15 protein-coding genes are annotated in these 20,968 nt (G+C 64.6%); 4 read left to right on the top strand and 11 right to left on the bottom strand.

Features of this window, described 5'->3' with window-relative positions; genetic code table 11:
* Positions 1–73 precede the first annotated feature (73 nt).
* The 3 genes from fae to QZX93_RS02455 all read right to left on the bottom strand — a co-directional run bounded on the left by fae (position 74) and on the right by QZX93_RS02455 (position 2,636).
* A complete protein-coding gene (fae, locus tag QZX93_RS02465; RefSeq protein ID WP_295390573.1) occupies positions 74–586 on the bottom strand; it encodes a formaldehyde-activating enzyme in 513 nt (170 codons plus the stop codon).
* Between the two features lie 153 nt (positions 587–739).
* Positions 740–1,654, bottom strand: a complete 915-nt coding sequence (locus tag QZX93_RS02460) for a triphosphoribosyl-dephospho-CoA synthase (RefSeq protein WP_295390570.1) — start codon at positions 1,652–1,654, stop codon at positions 740–742.
* Positions 1,655–1,658: 4 nt separating this feature from the next.
* Positions 1,659–2,636 (bottom strand): beta-ribofuranosylaminobenzene 5'-phosphate synthase family protein, encoded by a 978-nt coding sequence (locus tag QZX93_RS02455; RefSeq protein WP_295390567.1) that lies wholly within the window; start codon positions 2,634–2,636, stop codon positions 1,659–1,661.
* A 235-nt stretch (positions 2,637–2,871) separates the two neighbouring features.
* Here QZX93_RS02455 and QZX93_RS02450 point away from each other — a divergent pair, with 235 nt between their 5' ends.
* The gene (locus QZX93_RS02450; protein WP_295390565.1) at positions 2,872–3,231 is read left to right on the top strand and encodes a hypothetical protein; all 360 of its coding nucleotides are present in this window, start codon (positions 2,872–2,874) and stop codon (positions 3,229–3,231) included.
* Between the two features lie 189 nt (positions 3,232–3,420).
* On the opposite strand, the gene QZX93_RS02445 is transcribed toward QZX93_RS02450, so the two are convergent.
* The 3 genes from QZX93_RS02445 to QZX93_RS02435 all read right to left on the bottom strand — a co-directional run bounded on the left by QZX93_RS02445 (position 3,421) and on the right by QZX93_RS02435 (position 7,825).
* Complete coding sequence (locus tag QZX93_RS02445) at positions 3,421–4,515, bottom strand: lipocalin-like domain-containing protein (RefSeq protein ID WP_295390562.1); 1,095 nt, start codon at positions 4,513–4,515, stop codon at positions 3,421–3,423.
* A 152-nt stretch (positions 4,516–4,667) separates the two neighbouring features.
* On the bottom strand, positions 4,668–7,175 hold the full coding sequence (locus tag QZX93_RS02440) for an FtsX-like permease family protein (protein ID WP_295390560.1): 2,508 nt from the start codon (positions 7,173–7,175) through the stop codon (positions 4,668–4,670).
* A complete protein-coding gene (locus QZX93_RS02435; RefSeq protein WP_295390558.1) occupies positions 7,172–7,825 on the bottom strand; it encodes an ABC transporter ATP-binding protein in 654 nt (217 codons plus the stop codon). The genes QZX93_RS02440 and QZX93_RS02435 overlap by 4 nt, the downstream gene beginning before the upstream one ends.
* 321 nt (positions 7,826–8,146) lie before the next feature.
* Between QZX93_RS02435 and QZX93_RS02430 the strand changes: the two genes are divergently transcribed.
* Both QZX93_RS02430 and QZX93_RS02425 read left to right on the top strand, forming a co-directional pair.
* Positions 8,147–9,019 (top strand): GNAT family N-acetyltransferase, encoded by an 873-nt coding sequence (locus QZX93_RS02430; RefSeq protein WP_295390555.1) that lies wholly within the window; start codon positions 8,147–8,149, stop codon positions 9,017–9,019.
* Positions 9,020–9,671: 652 nt separating this feature from the next.
* Positions 9,672–10,454, top strand: a complete 783-nt coding sequence (locus QZX93_RS02425; protein ID WP_295390554.1) for a tellurite resistance TerB family protein — start codon at positions 9,672–9,674, stop codon at positions 10,452–10,454.
* A gap of 119 nt (positions 10,455–10,573) precedes the next feature.
* Here the strand turns inward: QZX93_RS02425 and QZX93_RS02420 are convergent, their stop codons facing one another.
* Both QZX93_RS02420 and mprF read right to left on the bottom strand, forming a co-directional pair.
* Positions 10,574–11,977: an AcvB/VirJ family lysyl-phosphatidylglycerol hydrolase gene (locus tag QZX93_RS02420; protein WP_295390551.1), complete on the bottom strand. Its 1,404-nt coding sequence runs from the start codon at positions 11,975–11,977 to the stop codon at positions 10,574–10,576.
* 154 nt (positions 11,978–12,131) lie between these two features.
* A complete protein-coding gene (gene mprF / locus QZX93_RS02415; RefSeq protein ID WP_295390549.1) occupies positions 12,132–14,813 on the bottom strand; it encodes a bifunctional lysylphosphatidylglycerol flippase/synthetase MprF in 2,682 nt (893 codons plus the stop codon).
* A 210-nt stretch (positions 14,814–15,023) separates the two neighbouring features.
* Here mprF and mobA point away from each other — a divergent pair, with 210 nt between their 5' ends.
* Positions 15,024–15,638: a molybdenum cofactor guanylyltransferase MobA gene (gene mobA / locus QZX93_RS02410; protein ID WP_295390546.1), complete on the top strand. Its 615-nt coding sequence runs from the start codon at positions 15,024–15,026 to the stop codon at positions 15,636–15,638.
* A gap of 105 nt (positions 15,639–15,743) precedes the next feature.
* Here mobA and QZX93_RS02405 read toward each other — a convergent pair whose 3' ends face one another.
* From QZX93_RS02405 to QZX93_RS02390, 3 genes are all read right to left on the bottom strand, one after another.
* The gene (locus QZX93_RS02405) at positions 15,744–15,926 is read right to left on the bottom strand and encodes a group II intron maturase-specific domain-containing protein (RefSeq protein ID WP_295390543.1); all 183 of its coding nucleotides are present in this window, start codon (positions 15,924–15,926) and stop codon (positions 15,744–15,746) included.
* Positions 15,927–16,080: 154 nt separating this feature from the next.
* The gene (locus tag QZX93_RS27245) at positions 16,081–16,665 is read right to left on the bottom strand and encodes a thrombospondin type 3 repeat-containing protein (protein ID WP_366759536.1); all 585 of its coding nucleotides are present in this window, start codon (positions 16,663–16,665) and stop codon (positions 16,081–16,083) included.
* Between the two features lie 207 nt (positions 16,666–16,872).
* Positions 16,873–20,892 carry an RHS repeat-associated core domain-containing protein gene (locus tag QZX93_RS02390; RefSeq protein WP_295390540.1) on the bottom strand — a complete coding sequence of 1,340 codons (4,020 nt, stop codon included), beginning with the start codon at positions 20,890–20,892 and terminating at the stop codon, positions 16,873–16,875.
* Between the last annotated feature and the right edge of the window lie 76 nt (positions 20,893–20,968).

Here is a 20,968-nt window from a genome sequence, read left to right as displayed (position 1 = left end):
TATTTTCTTGGGGAAGGCCCACCCATTTACTACTCGGGAGTGGGCGCCTCAAGCGCCCACTCCCGAGCAAGGCTCAACGGTGGGGGGCGAAGGGGTGTTTGGCGGTGGCCTTGCGCTGCTCGATCTCGGCGACCCTGGGTTCACCGGTAATGGCGCGCTTGATCGCCTCCTTGGTGGCCGCGTAGTTGTTTTCCTGGATCTTGGCGTCGTTCTCGGCCTGCCAGTGGATGAAGACACCGACGCAGATGAAGACGTCGTCCACCTCGTCGGCCGGGATGGTGCCATCCGCCACACAGTCGGCCACCGCCATGGCGACGCCGCGCTGGGCGGATCCGAACATCTGCTTCGCCTGCTTGGGACCCTTGATGGTGACCTTGTTGAACATAACCGTGTTGGGTTTGCACGGCAGATTGGGTGCGACCAGCGCGAGCAGGCTGGTGAAGCCGTCCTTGTTGTTCACCAGTGCGTTGCAGAAGGCGGTTTCAACGGCGGAGCCGCGCGGGCCCATGATCAGGTCGATATGGGCGACCTCATTGTGGTCGCCGACCGCGGATTCGCCGACCAGGGTTTTGTTAATCTTTGCCATTGTGTTTTCTCCTATTGAGTTGAGCTGTTTCAGCCTGGAAAGGGTCATTGTCCGCAAATGAACGCAAAAAACGCAAATAAGATTAGACGCTTGGCCTCAGTCCCGTCATCACCCGCGAGGTGGACCGTCGGCCCGATCCAAGCCGCTGATTATTTAAGTTAATTTGCGGACGGACGGCTCTTTCTCGGATGATGAAGCGGGTTGCAGGCGTTGGAGTCTGGGGATCAGCAGACAGGCGACCGTCAGATCCGCCATGGTACCGGGGTTGATGCCGGCGTTCTTGAGTTCCCGATCGAATGTCAGGAGCGCCGCGCGGTGGGGCTGCGGGCGCGCCGCCTGGTTGAGGGCGGCGGCCAGTGGCGCGGCCCGCCGACTGACCGCGAGCGCCTGATCGACGCCCAGTTTACGGGCGATGTGCGTATCCGGGAAGCGCCTCAGAAAATCCAGGTAAAGGCCGACGGCGGCCCAGGCCGGGTCTTGCCAGCGTGTCTGAAGCCGCTCGAGCAGGGGCACCGCCCGTTCAAACAGGTCCTTGAAGCATTCAGCGTATTGGCGGGCGATCAGGTCGCGGTGGGCGGCCAGGGTCATCACCTCGAGTGGCGTCGCGGTGGCCGACTCGGCGACGTCGTACCGCGCCGACCGCCCCAGCCCGGCCGGGGCGGCGAGCCGGATGGCCTGGTTGAGCCACTGCGTGTCCGCCCGATCCGCCGCCTGCAGCACCGCCGCCACGCGGGTGCGCAACCCTCCCGGGGCCGCCGGGTCCAGGGCGGCCTGGAGCAAGGGGGCGCAGAGCAGGATGATCCCCAGGTTGGTGTTACAGCCCACCGCCTCCCGGGTGGCGACCACCGCGCGGTAGACCCGCTCCCCGAGCCCCAGTCCGGGCGCGGTCAGGGGACCGGCGCTGACCTGCGCACTCAACAGAAAATCGGCCACCGTCATGCCGTGCCCGGCGGACTGGCGGTGGACGTTGCCCGGTTTGAGCGCCTCAAGTTCCAGGGCGGAAGCCTCCCGGTAGGCGGCGGCGATCAGCCCCCGCCGCTGCCCGACTGCGTCGGCGCTCGGTGGCATGGCGTCAGGTCGCAATCTGGGCGCCCAGATTGCGCCCCGCAGCGATGCGGTAACCCAGGGGTGACGACGCGCCGAACCGTGACTTGAGCCCCGACTCCAACCAGCGCGCCTGTGACTCATCCGCCGCCAGGATGAACCCGGTGGGCCCCCAGGATGACTGGCCGTTGCCCGGGAATCCCTGATCGGTCGCCCACGCCAGGGCGGCGGCCACCGCCGGTGAGGCGAAACAGCCGCCTTGCACTGGCGCGAAATGCCCGCCGACCGCGCGTTGGATCTCGCCGATTGCCTCCGCCACCGGCGCCAAGTGTCCATCCAGCAGGCCGGGCACCAACTGCATCAGGAGCAGGCGGCACAGGTGCCCGGCGGTGGCCGCCGGGAACTCGGGCAATTGCCCGAAGGCGCGCGACTCGGGCTCCCCGTGCAGCCCCTGTGCCCGCTCATCGAGCAGCAAGAGCACCCGCCAATGGGCCGGGAAGGGCAGGCGCATCACCACCGGCGGCACCTCCGGCCGCTCGCCGCGCCCGCAATCGCAGATGAATCCGCCCTGCTCGAATGCGCCGATGCCGATCCCGGAGCGTTGGCCCCGCCCCAACGCCTGGGCGATCCCGCGGCAGTCGGTCGGCCGATCCCCGGCCGCCGGGTCCAGTAGTCGCCCCAGTGCGGTCCCCACCGCCAGGGCCATCTGGGTGCCGGAGCCCAGACCGGCATGATCGGGGATCGCCGCGCTCAATTGGATTCGCGCCCCGCCCGTCAGTCCCCGCGCTGCGGCGAAGGCGCGGGCATAGGCCAGGGCACGCTCGGCCCCCGGCCCCTGCGCGCTGAGCGTGTCGGCGCGCTCCGCCCGCAGGCGGGTCGCAAAGGCATCGATCGTCAGCCCCAAGCTGCCGAACTGCCGGCCCAGGCCCCCGTGCAGGTCCAAAAACCCCAGGTGCAGCCGGGCGGGGGCGTCCACGTGGATCGATGGGGCAGGGCGGCTGGTCATGGGGTGGGCGTGTTACCGAAACTGCAGAAGGGCGACTCGCGTTAGATTATGCGGCAACGCAGGAAATTCTTGGACGTGCCGCCAGCGAATTTTTCTCCTATCCGGTTGCTGACCCCTGCCAGTGGCGGAGCACCCCCGCGACGACCGGCCCCGCCATTCGCCGATCGTTGACAGGCCGGCGGTCTGATCGCACACTCTCAACAATGTTCAAGCCTCTAAAAGCCGAGATATAACAGTGCAAGACGATAAGGTCGGTGGTCGTTTCCAGATGGCCGGCGGGGCGCTGCTGGCGGCCGCGCTGTTCGCCCTAACGGGCTGCGGTCCCAACGGGTTCGCCCGGGACTCAGTGGTCGAGAGCAAGGGTGCCGAGGGATTTCTCGACCGGATACAACAGAACTGTGGAAAATTATCGGTCGGCGATTCGCCGATCAATTTTCTGCTCAGTACCAGCAGCAATGACGTGACCTTTGTCGATATGACGAGCAAGCTCTATCTCGGTCAGTTCTCGCGCAAGGATTATACCGACGGGATCAACGCCTTCTATGTCACTGGCACCAATCAGCCGGCCCTGGATTGCATCTTCAAGCAACAGTAAACGCAAGAACAGCAGTTAAGCCGCAAATGAACGCAAAAAACGCAAAATAAAGCAGTTGGTTACTCGTTTTCTGCGCGTACAGTCGGCGCACCTGTAGGGTGAGCTATCCGCTTCAGCGACCAAGGAGTAACCTCTCGTATTTATTTGCGTTCGTTTGCGTTCATTTGCGGCAAAATGCTCTTTCCAGGTTTATCCGACCCGGATCTTCTCCCCATACCCGGTCATCTCCAGATACCCCCGCCCGACCTCCCGGCCGTTTTCAGTCACCCCTACCGCGCCCTCCCAATAGACGGCACCGGTGGAGCGCCGGCTGTCCAATTCCTGGTCGTCCATCAGCGGTTGGAGTAGAAAGCGGCGCTCATTGATACGCACCCGCCATTCGACCGGGTAGTCGATACCGGTGCGCGGCGAGCGCCAGTGGCGCAGCGGCTCAAAGGTAACCGCCTCCGGCGGTAGCGCCTGGGCCGGGCCGCCCGCCGGCTGGAGGGTGGCGGCGGACCAGATCGCCTGGCCGTCATTGCCGCGCATCCGGAAGGCCATCAGTGCGCCGCCGTCAGCGAGATTCACGCCAATCCAATCCCAGCCCTTGGCCCCTTGCGGCAGGTATTCGCTCGACCATTCGTGATCCAGCCAGGCCAGACCGGTGACTGATTGGGTCCGGCCATCCAGGGTCACGCTGCCGCTGACCTTGAGTTGCGGTCGGCTATAGTAATAGCTCGCGTCGCGTGGGCCTGGCCCCTTGGCGCTGAACCCGGCGGCGCCATTGAGCAGCGGCGGGCCGGCCGGGACCAGTGAGAGCGAATAGCCGAACCCATCGCCGCTCACCTGCGCGTGATAACGATCGTCCGTCTGCTCAAATCGCCAGTCGCCGACCCACACGCGGGTCCGCCCCGACTCAAATCCGGCGCGCCCGAAACCGACTCGGGCGGCGCGCTCATCATGGCGCAGCCGCCCCAGGCGTGGATCGGCGATGGCCGCGTGCGCCAGGATCAATTGGCGGGGCGCGAAGGCACTGGGGTTCTCCTCCCCCAGGCCGGTGCGCACGCGAAAGAAGGTGGTCTGGAAGCCCAGCGGGCTGCCGTCCGGCAGGGCTAGCCAGCCGGTGGCATACCACCACTCGGTGCGAAACCCGGGGTGGGCGCCGTGATCGGCCGGGAAGGTCAGGGTGCGGCCGGGTAGTACCGGGTCGAAGGTGACCGGCGGGGCCTGATCCGGCTCCGCTGCTGCCGCGATCCGCCAGACCGGCAGGCTCGCCAAAGCCAGGAGGCAGGTGCGCCTATTCATTGCTCCAGCTCCGGAAGGTCTCACGCCAAGGCGCCAAGACGCCAAGCGTTCTCAATGTGATATCAATCATCGCGGGCCTCTGCTAGTGACTTGGGGACGACCTTCCGCTCGGCGTTCTTGGCGCCTTGGCGTGATAACTCTTCCTGCGCCGATCACCAATCCTCCCGCACCGCCAGCACCGCCTCTTGCCGCATCGCCTGGCGCCCGGCGAGCACCGCGGCCAGGGCCGCCAGGGCGATCAGACCGCCGGCGAACCAGGCGAGCGACCCCCAGGGGACGTGGATGTCCATGCTCCAATGGAAGCTCTGCCGATTGACCACCTCGATCAACACCAGGCCGATGGCCCCGCCGATCAATAGTCCGCCGAGCACCCCGACCCCGGCCGCCAAGGCCCCCTCCTGGGCGAGCATCCAACCGATCTGGCGGCGCGTGAGCCCCAGGTGGCGCAACATCCCGAACTCGCGCCGCCGCGCCGCTGCCAGGGCGGCAAAGCTCGCGGCCACCCCGGCGAGCCCGATGCCCACCGCGACCGCCTCCAGCAGATAGGTGACCGCAAAGGTGCGATCGAAGATGCGCAGCGTCATGCCGCGGATAAACCCCGGGTCGGTGACCTCCAGCGCACCTGGCTCACCGGTGGCCTTGAGCGCGGCGGCCACCTGGTCCGCCACCGCCCCGGGGGCGAGAAAGATGGCCGCGTGATTGGCGAGCCGATCGCCGGTGAGCCGGCGGTAGTCCTCCAGATCGATCATCAACGTCCCGGTCTGGCGCGCGTAGTCCCGCCAAACGCCGCCCACGCGCAGCGCGACCGGCCGCCCGGCGAGCGGCACCTCGACCGACTGGCCGGGTCGCCAGCCGTAGAGGTCCTGCATCGCCTCGGAGACCCAGATGGCCGGCGCGCCGCCGCCGGGCCGCGCGGCGGCGATCAGGGGCACCTCGTGCCCGTCGCCCGAGATTGGCCGGGCCAGCAGGGCCACCGGCGCCCGCCCGGGGGCCAGGCGCAGGCTGTCCTCGCGTGTGAAACGGATCTCGCGGATGCCCGGCACGGCCTTGATCCGTCCCTGCTGGGGCTCGTCCAGAAAGCCGGAACTGCTGATCTTGCCGACCCGCAGATAGAGGTCGGCGGGCAGGACCTGGCCCAGCCATTCATCCACCGAATCGCGAAAGGAGGCGACCATGATCGCCATCGCCGCCGCCAGTGCAACACTGGTCAGCACCCCGGCCGCCGCCACCACCGCGTGACCAGGCGCGGCGCCGAGGCGGGCCGCGGCGAGCCGGGACGGCACCGGGCCGCCCGTCGGCAACAGCCAGGCGAGGGCGGAGGCGATGACCGGCAACAGCAGCACCCCACCTGCCAGCAGACAATCGACGGCCAGATAGCCGCCCAGCGGCAGGCCATTGATGGGCGGCAGCCAACAGGCGGCTAGCCCCGCCGCCAGGATCGCCAACCCCAGCCGCGGATGCCCGCGCCCGCCGAGCAGCGCCGCCTCGTCCCCAGCCTTCAGCGCCTGGGCCGGCGATACGGTGGCCGCCTCGCGCGCCGGCAGAAAGGCGCCGGCCATGCCGGCCAGCACGCCCAGCGCCACATACAGTGCGGTCGTCCAGGGCTGGAACTGGAGCTGCGGCGTCAGCCCGGAGAAAAACCCGGCGCCCAGATCGCCGCCGAGGACGGCCAGCATGCCCCATGCCAGCGCGTGACCAACGGCCACGCCGACCAGTCCGCCCGCCAGTCCCACCAGTGCGCCCTCCGCCAGCAGCCAGGCGAACAGACTGCGGCGCGAAAGGCCGATGGCGCGCAGAAAGGCGAACTCGGTGCGGCGGCGCACCACCGACAACGCCTGGGCCGAGAAGACCAGAAAGCCGCCGGTGACGAGCGCGATGGCCGCCAGCATGGTCAGATTGACCCGATAGGCGCGCGACAGGTTGGCCGCCTGGTTCTCCGCCGCCGCCGGGGCCTCGATCAGCACCCCGGCCGGCAGCATCGCTTGCAAGGCGACCCGCGCCGCCGCTGGTGCGACGCCCTCGGTCAGGCGCAGATCGATGCGGGTCAGCCGCCCGAGTTTGGCGAAGTGCTGCTGCACGGCGGCGATGTCCATCACCGCCAGGCGGCGATTCTCCGCGGCCCCCGGCAGGTCGCCAGCGATCCGCAGTTCCAGGGGTTGGCTGCCCGCGTGCAGCCGCAACTGGTCGCCGGGTTTCAACCCGAGCGCCTGTTGCGCCGCCTCACTGAGAAAGACGCGGTCCTCCGCCAGGATGGAGAAGCGTGCGTCACCCTCTGCCGCGCCCGTCTGCGCCGGGCGTGGCAGCAGTGCCGGGGTTACGCGTGCCAGCGTGAAGACATCGACCCCCAGCAGTTGCAGGGTGTCCAGACTGTCGACCAGTTGGGTCTCCACCTCCACCACCGGACTCGCCTCGGCCACCTCCGGCCGGGCGGCGAGCCGGGCATAGAGTGCCTCATCAAAACCGCCGCGCGGCCCCACCACCTGCAGGTCCGCCGCGCCGGCCATGGCACGCAGGCCGCGGCCGAATTCGGTGAGCGCGGCATCGTGGACCGCCTCGACCGCCATCCCCAGCGCGACCCCCAGTACGATGGCGGCAAAGGAGAACAGGGTCGCCACCCGCCGCCGGGCGAGCGACCCGAAAAAGACCGGCGCCAGGGTCATCCGTCCAGCCCCGCGGCCGTCAGATGCAGGACCCGGTCGGCCGTCTTGGCCCCCTCCAGCGAATGGGTGACCAGGATGCCGATCGCGCCCGCCCCGCGGATGCGCTCCGCGAGCAGCGCCAGCACCATCGCGGCGTTGGCCGGGTCCAGATTGCCGGTCGGCTCGTCGGCCAGCACCAGGCGTGGGCCATGGGCCAGCGCGCGGGCAATCGCCACCCGTTGCATCTCACCGCCCGAGAGCTCCCGCGGCCAACTGGCGGCGCGCGCGCCCAGGCCCACCGCCTCCAGCAGTTGCTGCGCCGGGCCGTCTGCCGCCGCGCCGCTGAGGCCCTTGAGCCACAAGGGCAGGGCGACGTTCTGGCGTACCGTCAGATGCGGCAGCACATGGAAGGCCTGGAAAACGAAACCCAGCTTGTCGCGGCGCAGGTGGGTGAGCGCGTCCTCGCTCAGGTCCGCATAGTGGGCGCCATCGAGCGCCAACTGCCCGCTGTCAGGCCGGTCCAGCCCGGCGATCAGGTTGAGCAGGGTTGATTTGCCGACGCCGGACTCACCGACAATGGCCACATATTCACCCGGGTGCAGGCGCAGGCAGATGTCTTGCAGGACACGGCGCCCGTTGAACTGGCGGGAGAGGTTGGTGAGCTCGAGCATAGGGCGTCAGGGGGGATCGGTTGCCGGTGGTTCCACTTCACCACATATTGGGGGCGATCCAACCGTCTGGAAGGCAGGCTGATGGTCTCTGCGAGGGCCTCGGTCATAATTTCGGCCACAGCGCTAACGGCGAGGTCGTCGGTTCGCACAACGGACCCTACGGGCTGGCTCCTATGCCTCAGCCTGGGCGCAAGCGCGGGGGCTGCGCGTCCCGTGCTGAAACCGGACGCGGAGCGCCCGCACGGCATTCCCACGCTGGAGCGTGGGAACGAGAATAGCCGGTTGCTGTATCCGCAATGATCAACCAATGAGGGCTGCATAATGACCAATGCGCTGGTGATCCGTAACATGACCCGTCCCGAGGTGGGCGAGCTGGTCGAATGGGCCGCGCGGGAGGGTTGGAACCCCGGTTTGCATGATGCCGAGCTGTTCTGGGCCACCGACCCGGACGCCTTCATCGCCGCGGAGCGCGACGGCGTCTTGATTGGGGGCGGCGCCATCACCTCCTACCAGGGTGAGTTTGGCTTTATGGGCTTCTTTATCGTCCGGCCTGAGTTTCGCGGCCAGGGGCTCGGCAATACCCTCTGGCACGCCCGCCGCGAACGCCTGCTGGCACGCCTGAATCCGGGGGCGAGCATCGGCATGGACGGTGTATTCGCGATGCAGGACTACTACGCCAAGGGCGGCTTTGTATTCTCGCATCGCGACATCCGTTTTCGCGCCGACATTCCGGACCATCCAGCCACCGCCCCAATTGGTGACGAAGAGATTGTCCCGTTGGCCGAGATTCCTTTCGATCAGGTCATTGACTATGACCGCACCTGCTTTCCCGCCCCGCGTCCGACCTTCTTGGGCAAGTGGATTGCCCAGCCCGATGCGCTTGCACTGGGTTGCCGGCGCGGCGGTAAACTAAGCGGATACGGGGCGGTCCGCCGTTGTCGCGCCGGCTGCAAGATCGGTCCCTTGTTCGCTGACGATACGCCAGCCGCCATGGCACTTTACGCGCAACTGGCCGGGTTCGCCGTCGGCGGCCCGCTGTTTCTCGACGCGCCGGAAAACAACCCGGCCGCCCTCGCGCTCGTGCATCGGCACCAGATGATCGAGGTCTTCGGCTGCGCCCGGATGTATCTGGGACCGCCGCCCGCGCTTGCCCACCAGCGCATCTTCGGTGTCACGACCTTCGAGTTGGGCTAATGTCCGAGCGCGGTCGTGTGGACTGCGGCGGTTGTCGGGTGAGGTTCGATACGCGGTGCGCTCAACCTAAACCCGGGAATTGCTCACGCCAAGGCGCCAAGCTCGCCAAGAAATACAATCGGTTAAAGCCTTGGCGAGCTTGGCGTGACAACTGCTTTTTCTAGGCTCAATGGACGCTGGCGGCCCTCGTACTCGTCTGGTCGGTCACCCTGCGCACTGCCCGCCGTTGCGCTACTTTACATAATCAGTCTTATCGGCTATCGCGGTGTCAGCGCAAGATTCAAATGTCCGGTTTGTGCAAGTTAGAAATGTCCGCCCCCGCGGCGCGCGCCCACCTCAAGGAGGGGCGCACCCGATGGGTGAAACGACGACTTCCCCGCCTCCCAAACGCCGGGGTCGTCGTTGTCCTGAACGACAACGAAGGCCATTGGTTTCGCGGCCTTGCGAGCGGCGACCGGTGGTTGTCTGGGCGCCTGCAACGGTGCTCTCCTGGTTGCGGAAATTGCATAGACGGAGCGCAACGCTCGGGCTAACCTCCCCCGGCGCCCAGATCGGAAACACTCAAGCCGCGTGGACGCTCATCCGTCTACTCGGCCTCGACGCAAACGGCGTGCCGAATCGACCAGACCACCACAACGAAGCGGAGAGACCTATGGCGAACCTAAGCGAGCTAGTCGGGACCTTTATCCAGAATGCGATGGGTCAATCGGGCGGGCAACGTGTCGGCAATGTCCTTCAAGACCTGCAGGCCAATATCGGCAACATGGTCGATCGCCAGGGCGGGGCAAGCGGCATCCTGAACACGGTGCTGGAGACGGCCAAGACCACGTTGGGCAATGCGGCTACCAACCCGACGCAGGCGGCCGGCCTCGGCGCCGTGCTGGGGTCTGTGCTCGGCGGGGGTGGCAGTTCAGTCTCCGGTGCCGTGAAGGGCGGGGCGCTCGCGTTGCTCGCGGGCGTCGCCTACAAGGCCCTGACCAGCGCCGGTCAGGGCGCCGAGGGTGGGGCCGCCCCGGCCTTCAGCGGCGGCGCGGTGCCGGTCGCCATGACGGCGGCACCGACCCCAGCGGATCACCAGGTATTGGCCAATACCGCGGAACTGGTCATCAGGGGTATGATCAATGCCGCCAAGGCCGATGGTGAGGTCACTGCGGATGAGATCATCCGCATCGTCGGCAAGCTGAAGGAGGCCGGGATGGATGGCGACGCGGAGGCCTGGATCATGAAGGAGCTGCGGCAACCACTGGACCTGGACGCCTTCGCCGCCGCCATCCCCAACCAGGAGGTGGCGGCCCAGGTCTATGCCGCCTCGCTCCTGGCGATCGAGGTCGACACCCCCCAAGAGCAGGCCTACCTGGCGGACCTGGCCAAGAAGACTGGGTTGGATGCCGCGGTGGTCCAGAACATCCAGCAGACCCTGGGGGTCAAGGTCTGAGGCTGCGGCGCTCAAACCGACCCAGGACGCGCGCGGCCGCAGCGGCGCGCGACTGCTCCAAGGCGGCGGAACTGCCGCCTTGCGCCTCAAAGGTTGCCGCCTTGGACTGGCGATTTCGGTCATGGAGTGGCCAAGGACGCCAGGATCAGGTCCGCCACCTTCGGGTAGTCGTCGTCGAAGTGGTGATCGCCGGCGACCTTGTGGACCTTGATCCCGAGTCCGGCCAGGTCCGGGCAGAGGCTCTCTTCCTCGTCCGCGCCGTAGACACACAGGCCGCGGGTCCAGCCCAGTGCCTGCATCTGGGGCAATACCGGCCGGGCCTTGGCGCCGCGCTCGGTGTTGAGCCAATCACCCAGGTGGAACTCAAACATAGCGGTTCGGCCGAGGCCCAAGAAGGCGGCAACCTGGACCCTTGGGCGCAGGTCGGCCGGCAGTCCGTTGGCCATGAAGGACAGCACCTCCGCACCGAAGGAATAGCCGATGAGGATCACCCGCTCCTTGTGCCAGGCGGCCAAATAGTGGCGCACCACCTGCGCCAAGTCCTCCGCGGCCTCGGTCGGGGTGCGGGGCTTCCAGAAATAACTGAGCGAGTCCCAACCGACCGTGCTGATCCCCTTGGCGGCCAGTTGCGCGCTCACCCCGCGATCGATGGCGGCCCAGCCGCCGTCACCTGAGAGCATGACTGCAAAGGTCTTGGGGGCCTCCTGGGGGGCACGGACCTCGATCAGGGGCAGGCCGGCGATGTCCTCATCGGCCGCGCCCTCGGCAATCTGGTCGTGAATCGTCGGATCGAGCCACTGCATGAACGAGGCCATGGGACTCAAGTCCTCGCCATCCGTCTCGCTGGGCTTGGCGCGGTCGACCGACACCCGGGCGTTCGCCACCTGGTTGGCAAAGGCGGCGACCTGGTCCGCGGGACAGGCGGCGGCGCCGTCGAACAGGAACCACGCGGCCGATACCCGCGTGGCGGGCAGGAGCCGGTCGCCCTGGACCATGGCTGCGGTCAGGGCCTCGCGTTGGCAGGGCGGCGCGACCGCCGGCCAGCGCGGACAAAAACCCCGGGTGATCGCAGCATGAAAGCGGTGCGCGGGCGATTGCAGCAAGGCGCCATAGACCAGGGCGGCGCCCTCCGACTCACCGAGCAGCGTGGGCAGTGCGTCCTTGGGCAGGGTCTCGCGCGCCCCCACCCAGTGGGCCAGGCGGTCCAACTCATCCGCCAGGTCCCAGCACTGTGCGGGTTGTCCCGCCGCCGGGGCCGACCCTGACCACTCGAGCCCGGCGACCAGGTGCCCCTGCTCGGCGACCTCCCGCGCGGTGGCGGCGGCCTGCGCATCCCAGCCCCGCGCTCCGGGCAGGTACAGGACCAGGCCCTTGGCCTCGCCGTCAGGACGCACCAGGTGGACGGTCCCGACGGGGCTCGCGACCTGCTCCTGCGTGACCTCGGCGAACGCCGGGCGGGCCAGCAGCAGGGTGCAGAGCAACGCTGGCAGCGAGCGAAGGAGATAGCGGGTGGCGAATGGCATTATGCGCTTTGCGTTCATTGGCGGCGAATGTGCTTTCTAGCAGGCTGTCGGACTTAGTGATGCAACCGATTGAATGCAAAGAGTTTCCTCTTTTGCGCCAAAAAGTCGTTTTCCTGTTTAATCAATCGGTTACGCCATCAAGTCCGACAGGCTGCTAGGACTCAGGCCTGGTGAGAATCTGCCGGTAGCCCCCGGCAATCAGGGCGGCGATATCCACCAGCAGGGTCGGCAGCGGCCGATACAACGGATAGGCAATATAGCGGCTCTGCCACACCGGATGGAACTTCTCCTTGAAACTGCGCACACCCTTGTAGTTGTACAAACGGCTGCCCGAGGCATAGGCCAACCCGGCGAGGCGCTCATCGGCGCGGGCATAGCGGGTCTTGCCCACGCCGCTCAAGGGCGCCATCCCCAGATTGAACCAGGTGTAGCCTTCGGCCTGCGCACCCTCGATCATCCGGGTGAAGAGGAAGTCCATGGTGCCGGTCGGGGCGTCAGGGACCTGACGCATCAGGTCCACCCCCAGCTCGAGGCGCCCGCGATACGAGGGGGTGAGGCTGGCAAAGGCGATGATACGCGGTCCCTGCCGCACCACATAGATGGGCGACCAGGCGAGGTAGTCGCGCTTGAAGGCACCCAGAGAAAAGCCCTTCTCACCCCCGCCCCGCTCGCGCAACCAGGCGGCGGAGACGGTGGCGAGCGCCGCCCAGGTGGCCTCGTCCAGCGGCGGCTCCAACCGCTCCACGGTCAGCCCGTCGCGCATCGCCCGATTGACCCCGGTGCGCAGTGTCTGATTACGCCGGCCGGAGAGGGTGAAGTCGGCCGCGGCGACCAGGCCCATCTCACCCGCCTTGAACAGCGCAAAACCGGCGTCGTGATAGAGGTGCAGGTGCTCGTGGGCGACCTCGTAGAACACCGGGTCCAGGTCGTGGCGGTCGGCCAGGTCACGGAACTCCAGCAGGGCCTCGCCGAAGGCCGCGGGGTCGCCGATCGGGTCGCCCAGGGCGATCAGACGCCCACGCACCCGCTGGTATTGGATCAGGCAGCGCCCTTGCGCGGCATACAGCAGGTGCTTGTCGCCCATGAACAGCAGATGGGCGAAGGTGCCGCCGCTGTTGGCCTCCAGCCAGTCCCGCGCCTGCGTCAGGGCGCCGGCGTCGGTCGGCGGGAACTTGGGCCTGGGCATCCGGAAGGTCCCCCAGGCGAGCCAGCCCGTCAGGGCCAGCACCGCCAACGGCAGTGAGCGCAGATACCGGGCGGCGTGCAGGTGCGGCTCGGACTGGAACCAGAGCTCGCGCCAGGTGAACGCATCCCCCTCCACCCAGGGGGCGAGCAGGACATAGGCCGCCACGCTGGCCACCAGGGCCAGCATCCACAGCAGATTGCGCCGGCTCAGGAAGGGATAGGAGAGGCGATAGAAGGCGTCGCGCCGCTGCCACAGCAGCCCCGCCACCGCGAGCAGGAACAGCGCCTGCCCCGGGGCCGCCCCCTTCAGCGCACTGAGCAGTGCGCCAGCCAACAATAGCGGCATCGCCACCCGATAGGCGCTGCGCACCTGCTGGTCGATGCCCCGCGACAAGGCGATCAGCAGCACGCCAACCCCCACCGAGAGGAAGTGGGAGAGCTCGAGCGCCGGCAGGGGCAGCACCGTGAGCAGCCGCTCCACCCGGGCCTCCACCCCCGGCAAGGCGGCAGAGATCAGGAGCACGAGCCCGGTAGCGAAGGTGAGCAGCCCGAGCAGGCGCACCCCGACGGAGGCGATGAGATACAGCGGCAGGCGCAGCAGGCCGAGCAGTGGATTGCTCTTCCACAACTGGGCGATCCGCGCCACCAGCGGCGCCGTGGGTTGGGTCAACAGGCCGGTCCCGAGCGTCAACCCGATCAGCCAGGGCACCAGATAATAGACCAGGCGGAAGATCAGTAGCCCCGCCGCCGCGGTCTCGGCCGCGACCCCGGAGCGCGTCAGCATCACCAGCAGCGAGGCGTCGAAGACCCCGATCCCCCCGGGGATCAGACTCAGCACCCCCAGGGTGGCGGCGAAGGTGAAGGCGGCCAGAAAGAGCCCAGGGGCGACCTGGGTACCGCAGGCCGCCAGGCAGCACCAGGCGATCGCCACCGCCAGCAGCCAGTCGAGCACCGAGATCGCGACCAGCGCGAGCCCCCCGCTGAGGCCGAGGTGGGCGGCGCCGCTCAAGACCCGGTGCAGCACCGTCCGGCTCGCCGCCAGGGTCAGGAACACCGGCAGATAGGCGGCATAGCCGATCAGGATTGCGAGCACCGCCCAGTGCGGCAGCACCCCCGGCACCAGGTCGGCGCGGCCCAGGACGAGGGCGACGAGCACCAGCACCGACAGCCCTACCGGCACCGACAGCATGATCACCCCGGAGTAGAGCGAGGCGATCCGGGTCGCCACCCCGTCGCGACCGAGCAGCAGGATGCGGATGCCGGAGCCCGCGAGCCCCGACAGCCCGATCAGGTTGTTGGTGGTGTTGGCGACCCAGCTATAGCGGATCAACCGATCCGCCGACAGCCGAATCTGGAGCCAGCGGCTGACCCACCAGTCGTACAGGACCATCTCGAAGACCGCGACCAGGGCCAGGGCCTGAAGCCCCAGCAGCGTGCCCACGGGGATGCGGCGCACGCCCCGCTGCAAGGCGCCGAGGTCGAAGCCCTTGATCTCATACCAGGCAGCCAGTGCAGTGACGACGATCAGCAGCGGCGGCACGCCGCGGCGCAGCCAGGCGAGCAGCGTGGCGGCGCGGCGATTGGTATCGCGCGAGGCGCTGGCGGGTACCGCGGCGGGTTCAATAGGCAGGGGGTTGGGGGGACGGGCCATGGTGACCTTGGGCGACTCGCAGCCGTGTCGGCGCGTGGCGAATAAGCATACCGCCATGCTCCCATGCCCGGCAGGGCGGCGCAATGCGGCCCCTTTTCGTCGCCGTCTCGTGACACCGCTGCGCGGTGTCACGCCAAGGCTGAAGCCTTGGACTCCAGGGGCGGTGCCCACGACTTGCGGCGCACCGGCGCGTTCTGGGATCATCGCCGGATGCCGACCCCCTACCCTCACCGCGGCGCCATCACCGGCGTCATCCTGGCCGGCGGTGCAGCGCGCCGTCTCGGCGGGCAGGACAAGGGGCTGTGGCCATTCGGCGGTCGCCCGCTGGTGGAATGGGTCATCGCCGCGTTCGCCCCGCAGGTCGATACCCTGTTGATCAGCGCCAACCGCAACCTCGAGCGTTATGCCGGCTATGGTCTGCCAGTGGTCGCCGATCTGGACCCGGGCTTTCAGGGACCGCTCGCCGGTGTGCGCAGCGCCCTGCGGGCGGCCCGCACCGACTGGATCGTCACCCTGCCCTGCGACGGCCTCTACCCCGCCCCCGACCTGGTCGAGCGACTCGTCCAGGCCCTACGCGATCAAGGCGGCGAGCTTGCGGTCGCCACCGACGGCCAGCGCATGCAGCCAGTCCATGCCCTCCTCCCGCTCGCCCTGGCCGCCGATCTGGAGGCCTTCTTGGGCGGCGGCGAGCGCAAGCCGACCCTGTGGTATGCCCGCCATCGGGTCGCCCTGGCCGATTTAAGCGACCGCCCCGGTTGCTTCATCAACATCAACAGCCCGCAGGATGCCGCGGGCTTGGCGCGTCATTCCGACCGGGACGCCTGAATCCAGGCCAAGGACGGCAGCTCGCCTACCGGCGACGGCCTGATCGGGGAAGCATTTTCGCATGTGCCGTCTGATCCAGCCGGAGAGCGCATCCACCTCGCGGCGTCAGTTGGCATAGCCGTAGTAGTTCCACCATCCGGTGATGTAGCGTTGCCACTGATCGCGCAGTTGCTTGGTGGTCACGCTTTGCCGGGCATCCCACAGCGCGCACACCCTGTCCTTTAACCGCTCGATGGCCTTCGGCGCGGGGCTCACGTGTCCACCCGGGTGGATACGAAAGCCCAGCAACGCCGTCTCCTCGGTGCGGTGTACGCCGCTCTTGGCGGCGTTGACTTCCAGGTCAAGGGCTGGTGCAGCCGCCGCGTCAGGCGTCCCAGCACCCGCTCGGCGGCCCGTTCGCTGGCTACGAACACGCCGATGTCCCCATGCTTCAGGGCTGCTGTCAGTGCAGGATCGCCCGCCATCCACCGCGGTTTGGCAGACATTTCCAGCAGAACCGCGAGGAATCGCAGACATCTCCGATGCCGTCATGATCGTCATCGGCCTGATTAGGATTGCTGACCAAAGGGCAATTATCGCTGGCATCCGCCACGCCGTCCTGGTCGTCGTCGAGATCCGCCCGGTCACCGATCCCATCACCATCCGTGTCGACCTGCTCGGTGGGGTCAAACGGAAAGGCATCCTGCGTATCCGGGACACCGTCATTGTCGTCGTCCGTGTCGCAGGCATCGCCGTTGGCATCCGTGTCGTGGTTGGCCTGGTCCGCATTGGGCACGTTCGGGCAGTTGTCGCTGACATCCGGCACACCGTCGCCGTCCTGATCGGGCTCGCCGGTCACGACCGTTCCGGTGAGGTTGCCAGCGGAGTCGTAGCTATAATCGATACTTCGGCCGTCCGAATAGGCCACCCGGAGCAGGCGATACAGCGCATCGTATTCATAGCTGACCGTTCCGGCGCAAATCACTTGGGGAAGCAGCAGCGCCAACAGCCCGGCAATCGCCATCGCCACAATCTTGTTCACGTTCATTCAGTTTGCTCCATCGTCGGGAGGCCAGGCGCGACCCTGTTGTTGGGTGAGCCCTGGTTTTTTGCCCACGCGACACCGCCGGGGGCGGAATATATCGTCGGCACGCCACCGATCACACGGCATCGGCATTGCCGATTCATCATCGCGCATCACAATCGCGGTATGTCCGCGTGGGCACAAACAACGTGCCCACCCTACCGGGCTTCGCTACTTCAAAAAACCATAGACGGCACTTCTCGCTTTCCCGTATCCATTTATAGCATCAAGCGCAAACATCCCCTTGTTTATCTGTCCCAAAACAGGAATTTTTCCATACACTAAGCTACCAACCGCATTACCAACACGTCTCTCCAAGTTGTTATCGACCATATACATATACCCCTTTACCAAGTATTCCGCTCCACCATATAAAGCCAACACTCTTTCCTTGTGCGCTTCGACATCAACCAAATCTTTAAGTGATTTTTTCATTGCGTCAGGGAATTTATCCATATTGGTTATTAGCTTAATGCTAAAATCCTTTATACCACCCCCAATTTCGACTCTATTCTTCCATGCCCTTTGACTTGCCCATGCTGTTGCTCTTAAGCCATCCCAGCCTAAGCCGCCAATGTTCATTATCAGATTATCCATATCCCTTTTGAATTCAGGCAACGATGTATCCTGAATATAATAAGCCGAAGGTTCAACTAAGTTACGATACCACTTCTTAGCAATGCCTTCTCCTACCCCCCCAATTAATTGTAAATCACTAATCAATGGCTCCGCGGAGCTTTTCATTGCCCCAAAAAATGCTCGATTTACACTTTCAATAGTTTCTCCAGTCGGATCTATTGCCATCACAGGATTACCCTGCACATACGCATAGCGGTTTATCGACTGGCTCTGCGTCGGGTTACCCAAGAGTAAATCCCGATTGATGAACCTGCCAAAATCCGGGTTGTAATAGCGAGCACGCATGTAGTAGAGGTCATTGCCATCGGTCAATACGCCATCACGGCCGTTGTAGGCAAAGGGTTGCTCTGTGGTTCCCTGCTGCCCGACCCGTTGTCCAAAGGGGGAGTAGTAGTAGCGATCGCTGATGGCTCCACTACTGTTGGTCAGCGCTATGGTGCTACCCCGATAGTCATAGTGGTAGGTGTGGTAACTGCCATCGCTGTGTTGGCGCCCAATCAGTCCCAGGCCGTAGACATTCCAGGCGGTTGGCGTGTTGCTGCCATTGGTCTCCATCAGCACTTGTTCTAGGGAGGGCAGTGGGTTGATCACATAACGGGCTTCGCTGCCATTCTGAATCCTGGCGATACGGTGGTTATCGCTGTTGTAGTGATAATTGGTCGTGCCGACTTGCGTCAAGCGGTTACGGTTGTCGTAACTGAAACTTTGCACAGCTCCCTGCAACCAGCCATTCGTCATGTTGCCATCGGCATCGTAGCTGAGTTTTTGGTTGTTGAACGTTGTCAGAATATTGTCATGGCCATAACTCATGCTGGCGCCGACGTGTATTGGTTGCAGGCTGTCAAAGCCACTCTCCTGGATGAGTTGACCCCGCGAATCATAGCTGTAGTCGTATCGAATCAATTCCTGACCGCTGGCGTCGACGGTACGCTTGGTTAGGAGTTGATTGCCACTATCGTAGCTGTAGTGGGTGGCCAAACCATTGCTGTGGTTAGTGGTTTGCAGTCTGCCCAGGCTGACGTAGCTGTAGCGGGTGGTGCGATTGGCCCAGTCGGTAACCTGGGTTAACTGCCCGGCCGCGTCGTAGCTGTAATTGACTATTTTTCCATCGGGATAGGTGAGGGTCTTGAGTTGACCGATCGCATCGTAGCCATATTGCAGGGTCTGACCATTGTGGTCGGTATGGCTGGTGAGACGGTCCAGTGCATCGTAGCTATAGCTCCAGATGCCCTGTTCTGTGGTGACCTGAGTGCGATTGCCGTTGGCATCGTAGCTGTAGCTGATAACGCTGCCCGATTCACTGGTTTCTGAAAGCCGCTGCACTTTGTCGTAGGCGTATTGGCTGACATGGCTCCGGGCATTGATTAACTGGGCCATCTCTCCGCGCGAGGTGTAGCTGGCTTGCCAGAAGTGGCCGTCGGCGGTTGTTACTTTCAGCAACCTTCCTTCGCTATCGTAGCTGAGTTGGAGTGGTTGGTTGTTGGGGTCAACCAGGCGAATGCGTTGGCCGGCTGCATCAAACTCTTGCTTTACCGTACCACCCAATGGGTCGGTGGTTTTGGTCAAGCGACCCACTGCGTCGTAGTTGTATTGCGACTGGCGTTCGCCCGGCGCCGTATGGCTACTGAGGTTGCCCCGTTGGTCGTAGCTATAACGCTGCTCACGATTGAGCGCATCAATCTCTTCGATAACCCGGTTCAGTGCATCATAACGCGATTGACTGGTCTGATTGGCTGGGTCAGTTGCACTGATTTGATTTCCGACCTTATCGTAACCGAAGTGGGTTGTTCGATTCAGGGCATCAGTAATGGAAGTTACTTGTCCTTTTGCGTCGTAGGTAAAGGTCGCCGTGACCTGATTGAGCGCATCGGTGATGGTCTTAACGCGATCTTCACCATCGTAGGTATAGCGCGTCACGCCGTTGAGCGAATTGGTTTCTGCGATCAGCTTGTCATTATTATCATAGCTATAAGTGGTGATGTATCCACGCGCATTGGTGTGGCTGATCAGTCGTCCTTTGGCGTCATAGACGTTGACAGTTTCCTGGCTGAGCGGGTTAATGGTTTTAACCGCTCGGCCTTTCAGGTCGTACTGATATTGCGTGGCATTGCTATCGCCGTCTGTCAGGGTGCGCACTCGACCAGCATTGTCGTAGGTCATGCTCACGCTGTGGTTGGTTGAGTCGGTAACGCTTTGCGGCTGCCCGTTGACTAGGGTGTAGGTGGTACGGCCACCGCGCTCGTTGGTGCTGGCGATCACCAGGCCATCGCTGTCGTATTCGGTGGTAGTGCCGGCACCCGACGGGTCAGACGTTGCGGTCAATCGGTGATTGCTGTCGTAACTGAATGTAGTTCTAGTCCCATCCGGCCCGGTAATGCTGACCAGATCGTCACTTTCGTCAAAGCTGAAATGGGTACTGTCGCCAAAGGGGTTGGCAGCGCGTATCAGGTTGCCATTGATGTCGTAGTAGTAATGGGTGGTGTTGCCATTGGCATCCGTTTCACTAATGCGGTTGCCCTGAACATCATAAGTGTATCGGCTGGTATACCCCAGTTCGTCGGTGAGTGCGGTGAGGCGATACTGGCTGTCGTGGACATAGGTTTTGGTCGCACCAGTTCGGTCAGAGTAGACCTGAGTGGTGGTGCCGTTGCCGTTATCGGTATAGGTGAAGGTGCCTGCCAGGTTGCCGGTGCGGCCATCTTCCTGTTCGATCACCCGTCCCTGCACGTCATAGGTGTTGCTGAAGAAAATGACATTGAGCGGGTCGGTTCCGGTCAAGATACGATGGTTTGCATCATAGCTAAACTGTTCGCTGGCGTTCATGGCATCGGTAATGGTCACCAGATTCCCATTGCTGTCGTAGCTTAGGGTGACACTGCCTGCATCGTCAGCGCTGATGGTCGACAGTCGGTTACTGCCGTTGTAGCTGAAGTGAATCGATCGAGCCGACAGGGGTTCAGTGACCGTACTGAGCCGACCACTGCTGTAGCTGTAGTTAATGGCGAGCCCTGTTTTATTGCGCTGCTGCGTCAACTCTCCGCTGCCGGTGAAGGTGTAGCGACTATGACGCTCATCAATCAGTTCGTAGCCGTTAGCGATGCTGCGCATCTCATCACGCGAGTCACCATCAATATTTCGATAGAGTCCGTTGGTGGGTGTTTGGTAACGGGTGATACGCCCTGTCGGCCAGTAGATGGTCAGTGAGCCGTCGCTCTCGACAACCATCTGCATTTGATAGCTGTGGCTCCAGCCAAATCCAACTCCTCTATCCAATGGGTCGCGGGAGCTGTAGTTCAGGTTGACGCCCAGCGATAAGGCACCGTCAATCTGCATGACGGTACGAGTGAGGACATGAGCGCCGGTGGAGACATCGACCGGATCGGCAACCAGGCTGGCGAGCCGCAAGGGGTCGTAAGGGTCTAGAGAAGCAGATGTCTGAGTGGGCGTCTCGTGTAGAGAGGCATTGAGAGCATAACCGCCTCTACCCGAGCCGGACACGCGAAGGTAATACAGCCCGTCGGCATAGATCGGCGCGACGATCTCTTTCGTCACGTCGCTTGAAATCCCGTAGACGTAACGCAGCCTCGTTCCCGCCGCATCGAGCAACTCAAGGGTGACGTCCCCGGTG

It is taken from the genome of uncultured Thiodictyon sp. (assembly GCF_903946935.1).
In the GTDB taxonomy this organism is placed as follows: domain Bacteria; phylum Pseudomonadota; class Gammaproteobacteria; order Chromatiales; family Chromatiaceae; genus Thiodictyon.
The sequence above is the reverse complement of the archived record's forward strand: the minus strand, read 5'-3'. Positions and strand labels throughout refer to the sequence as shown.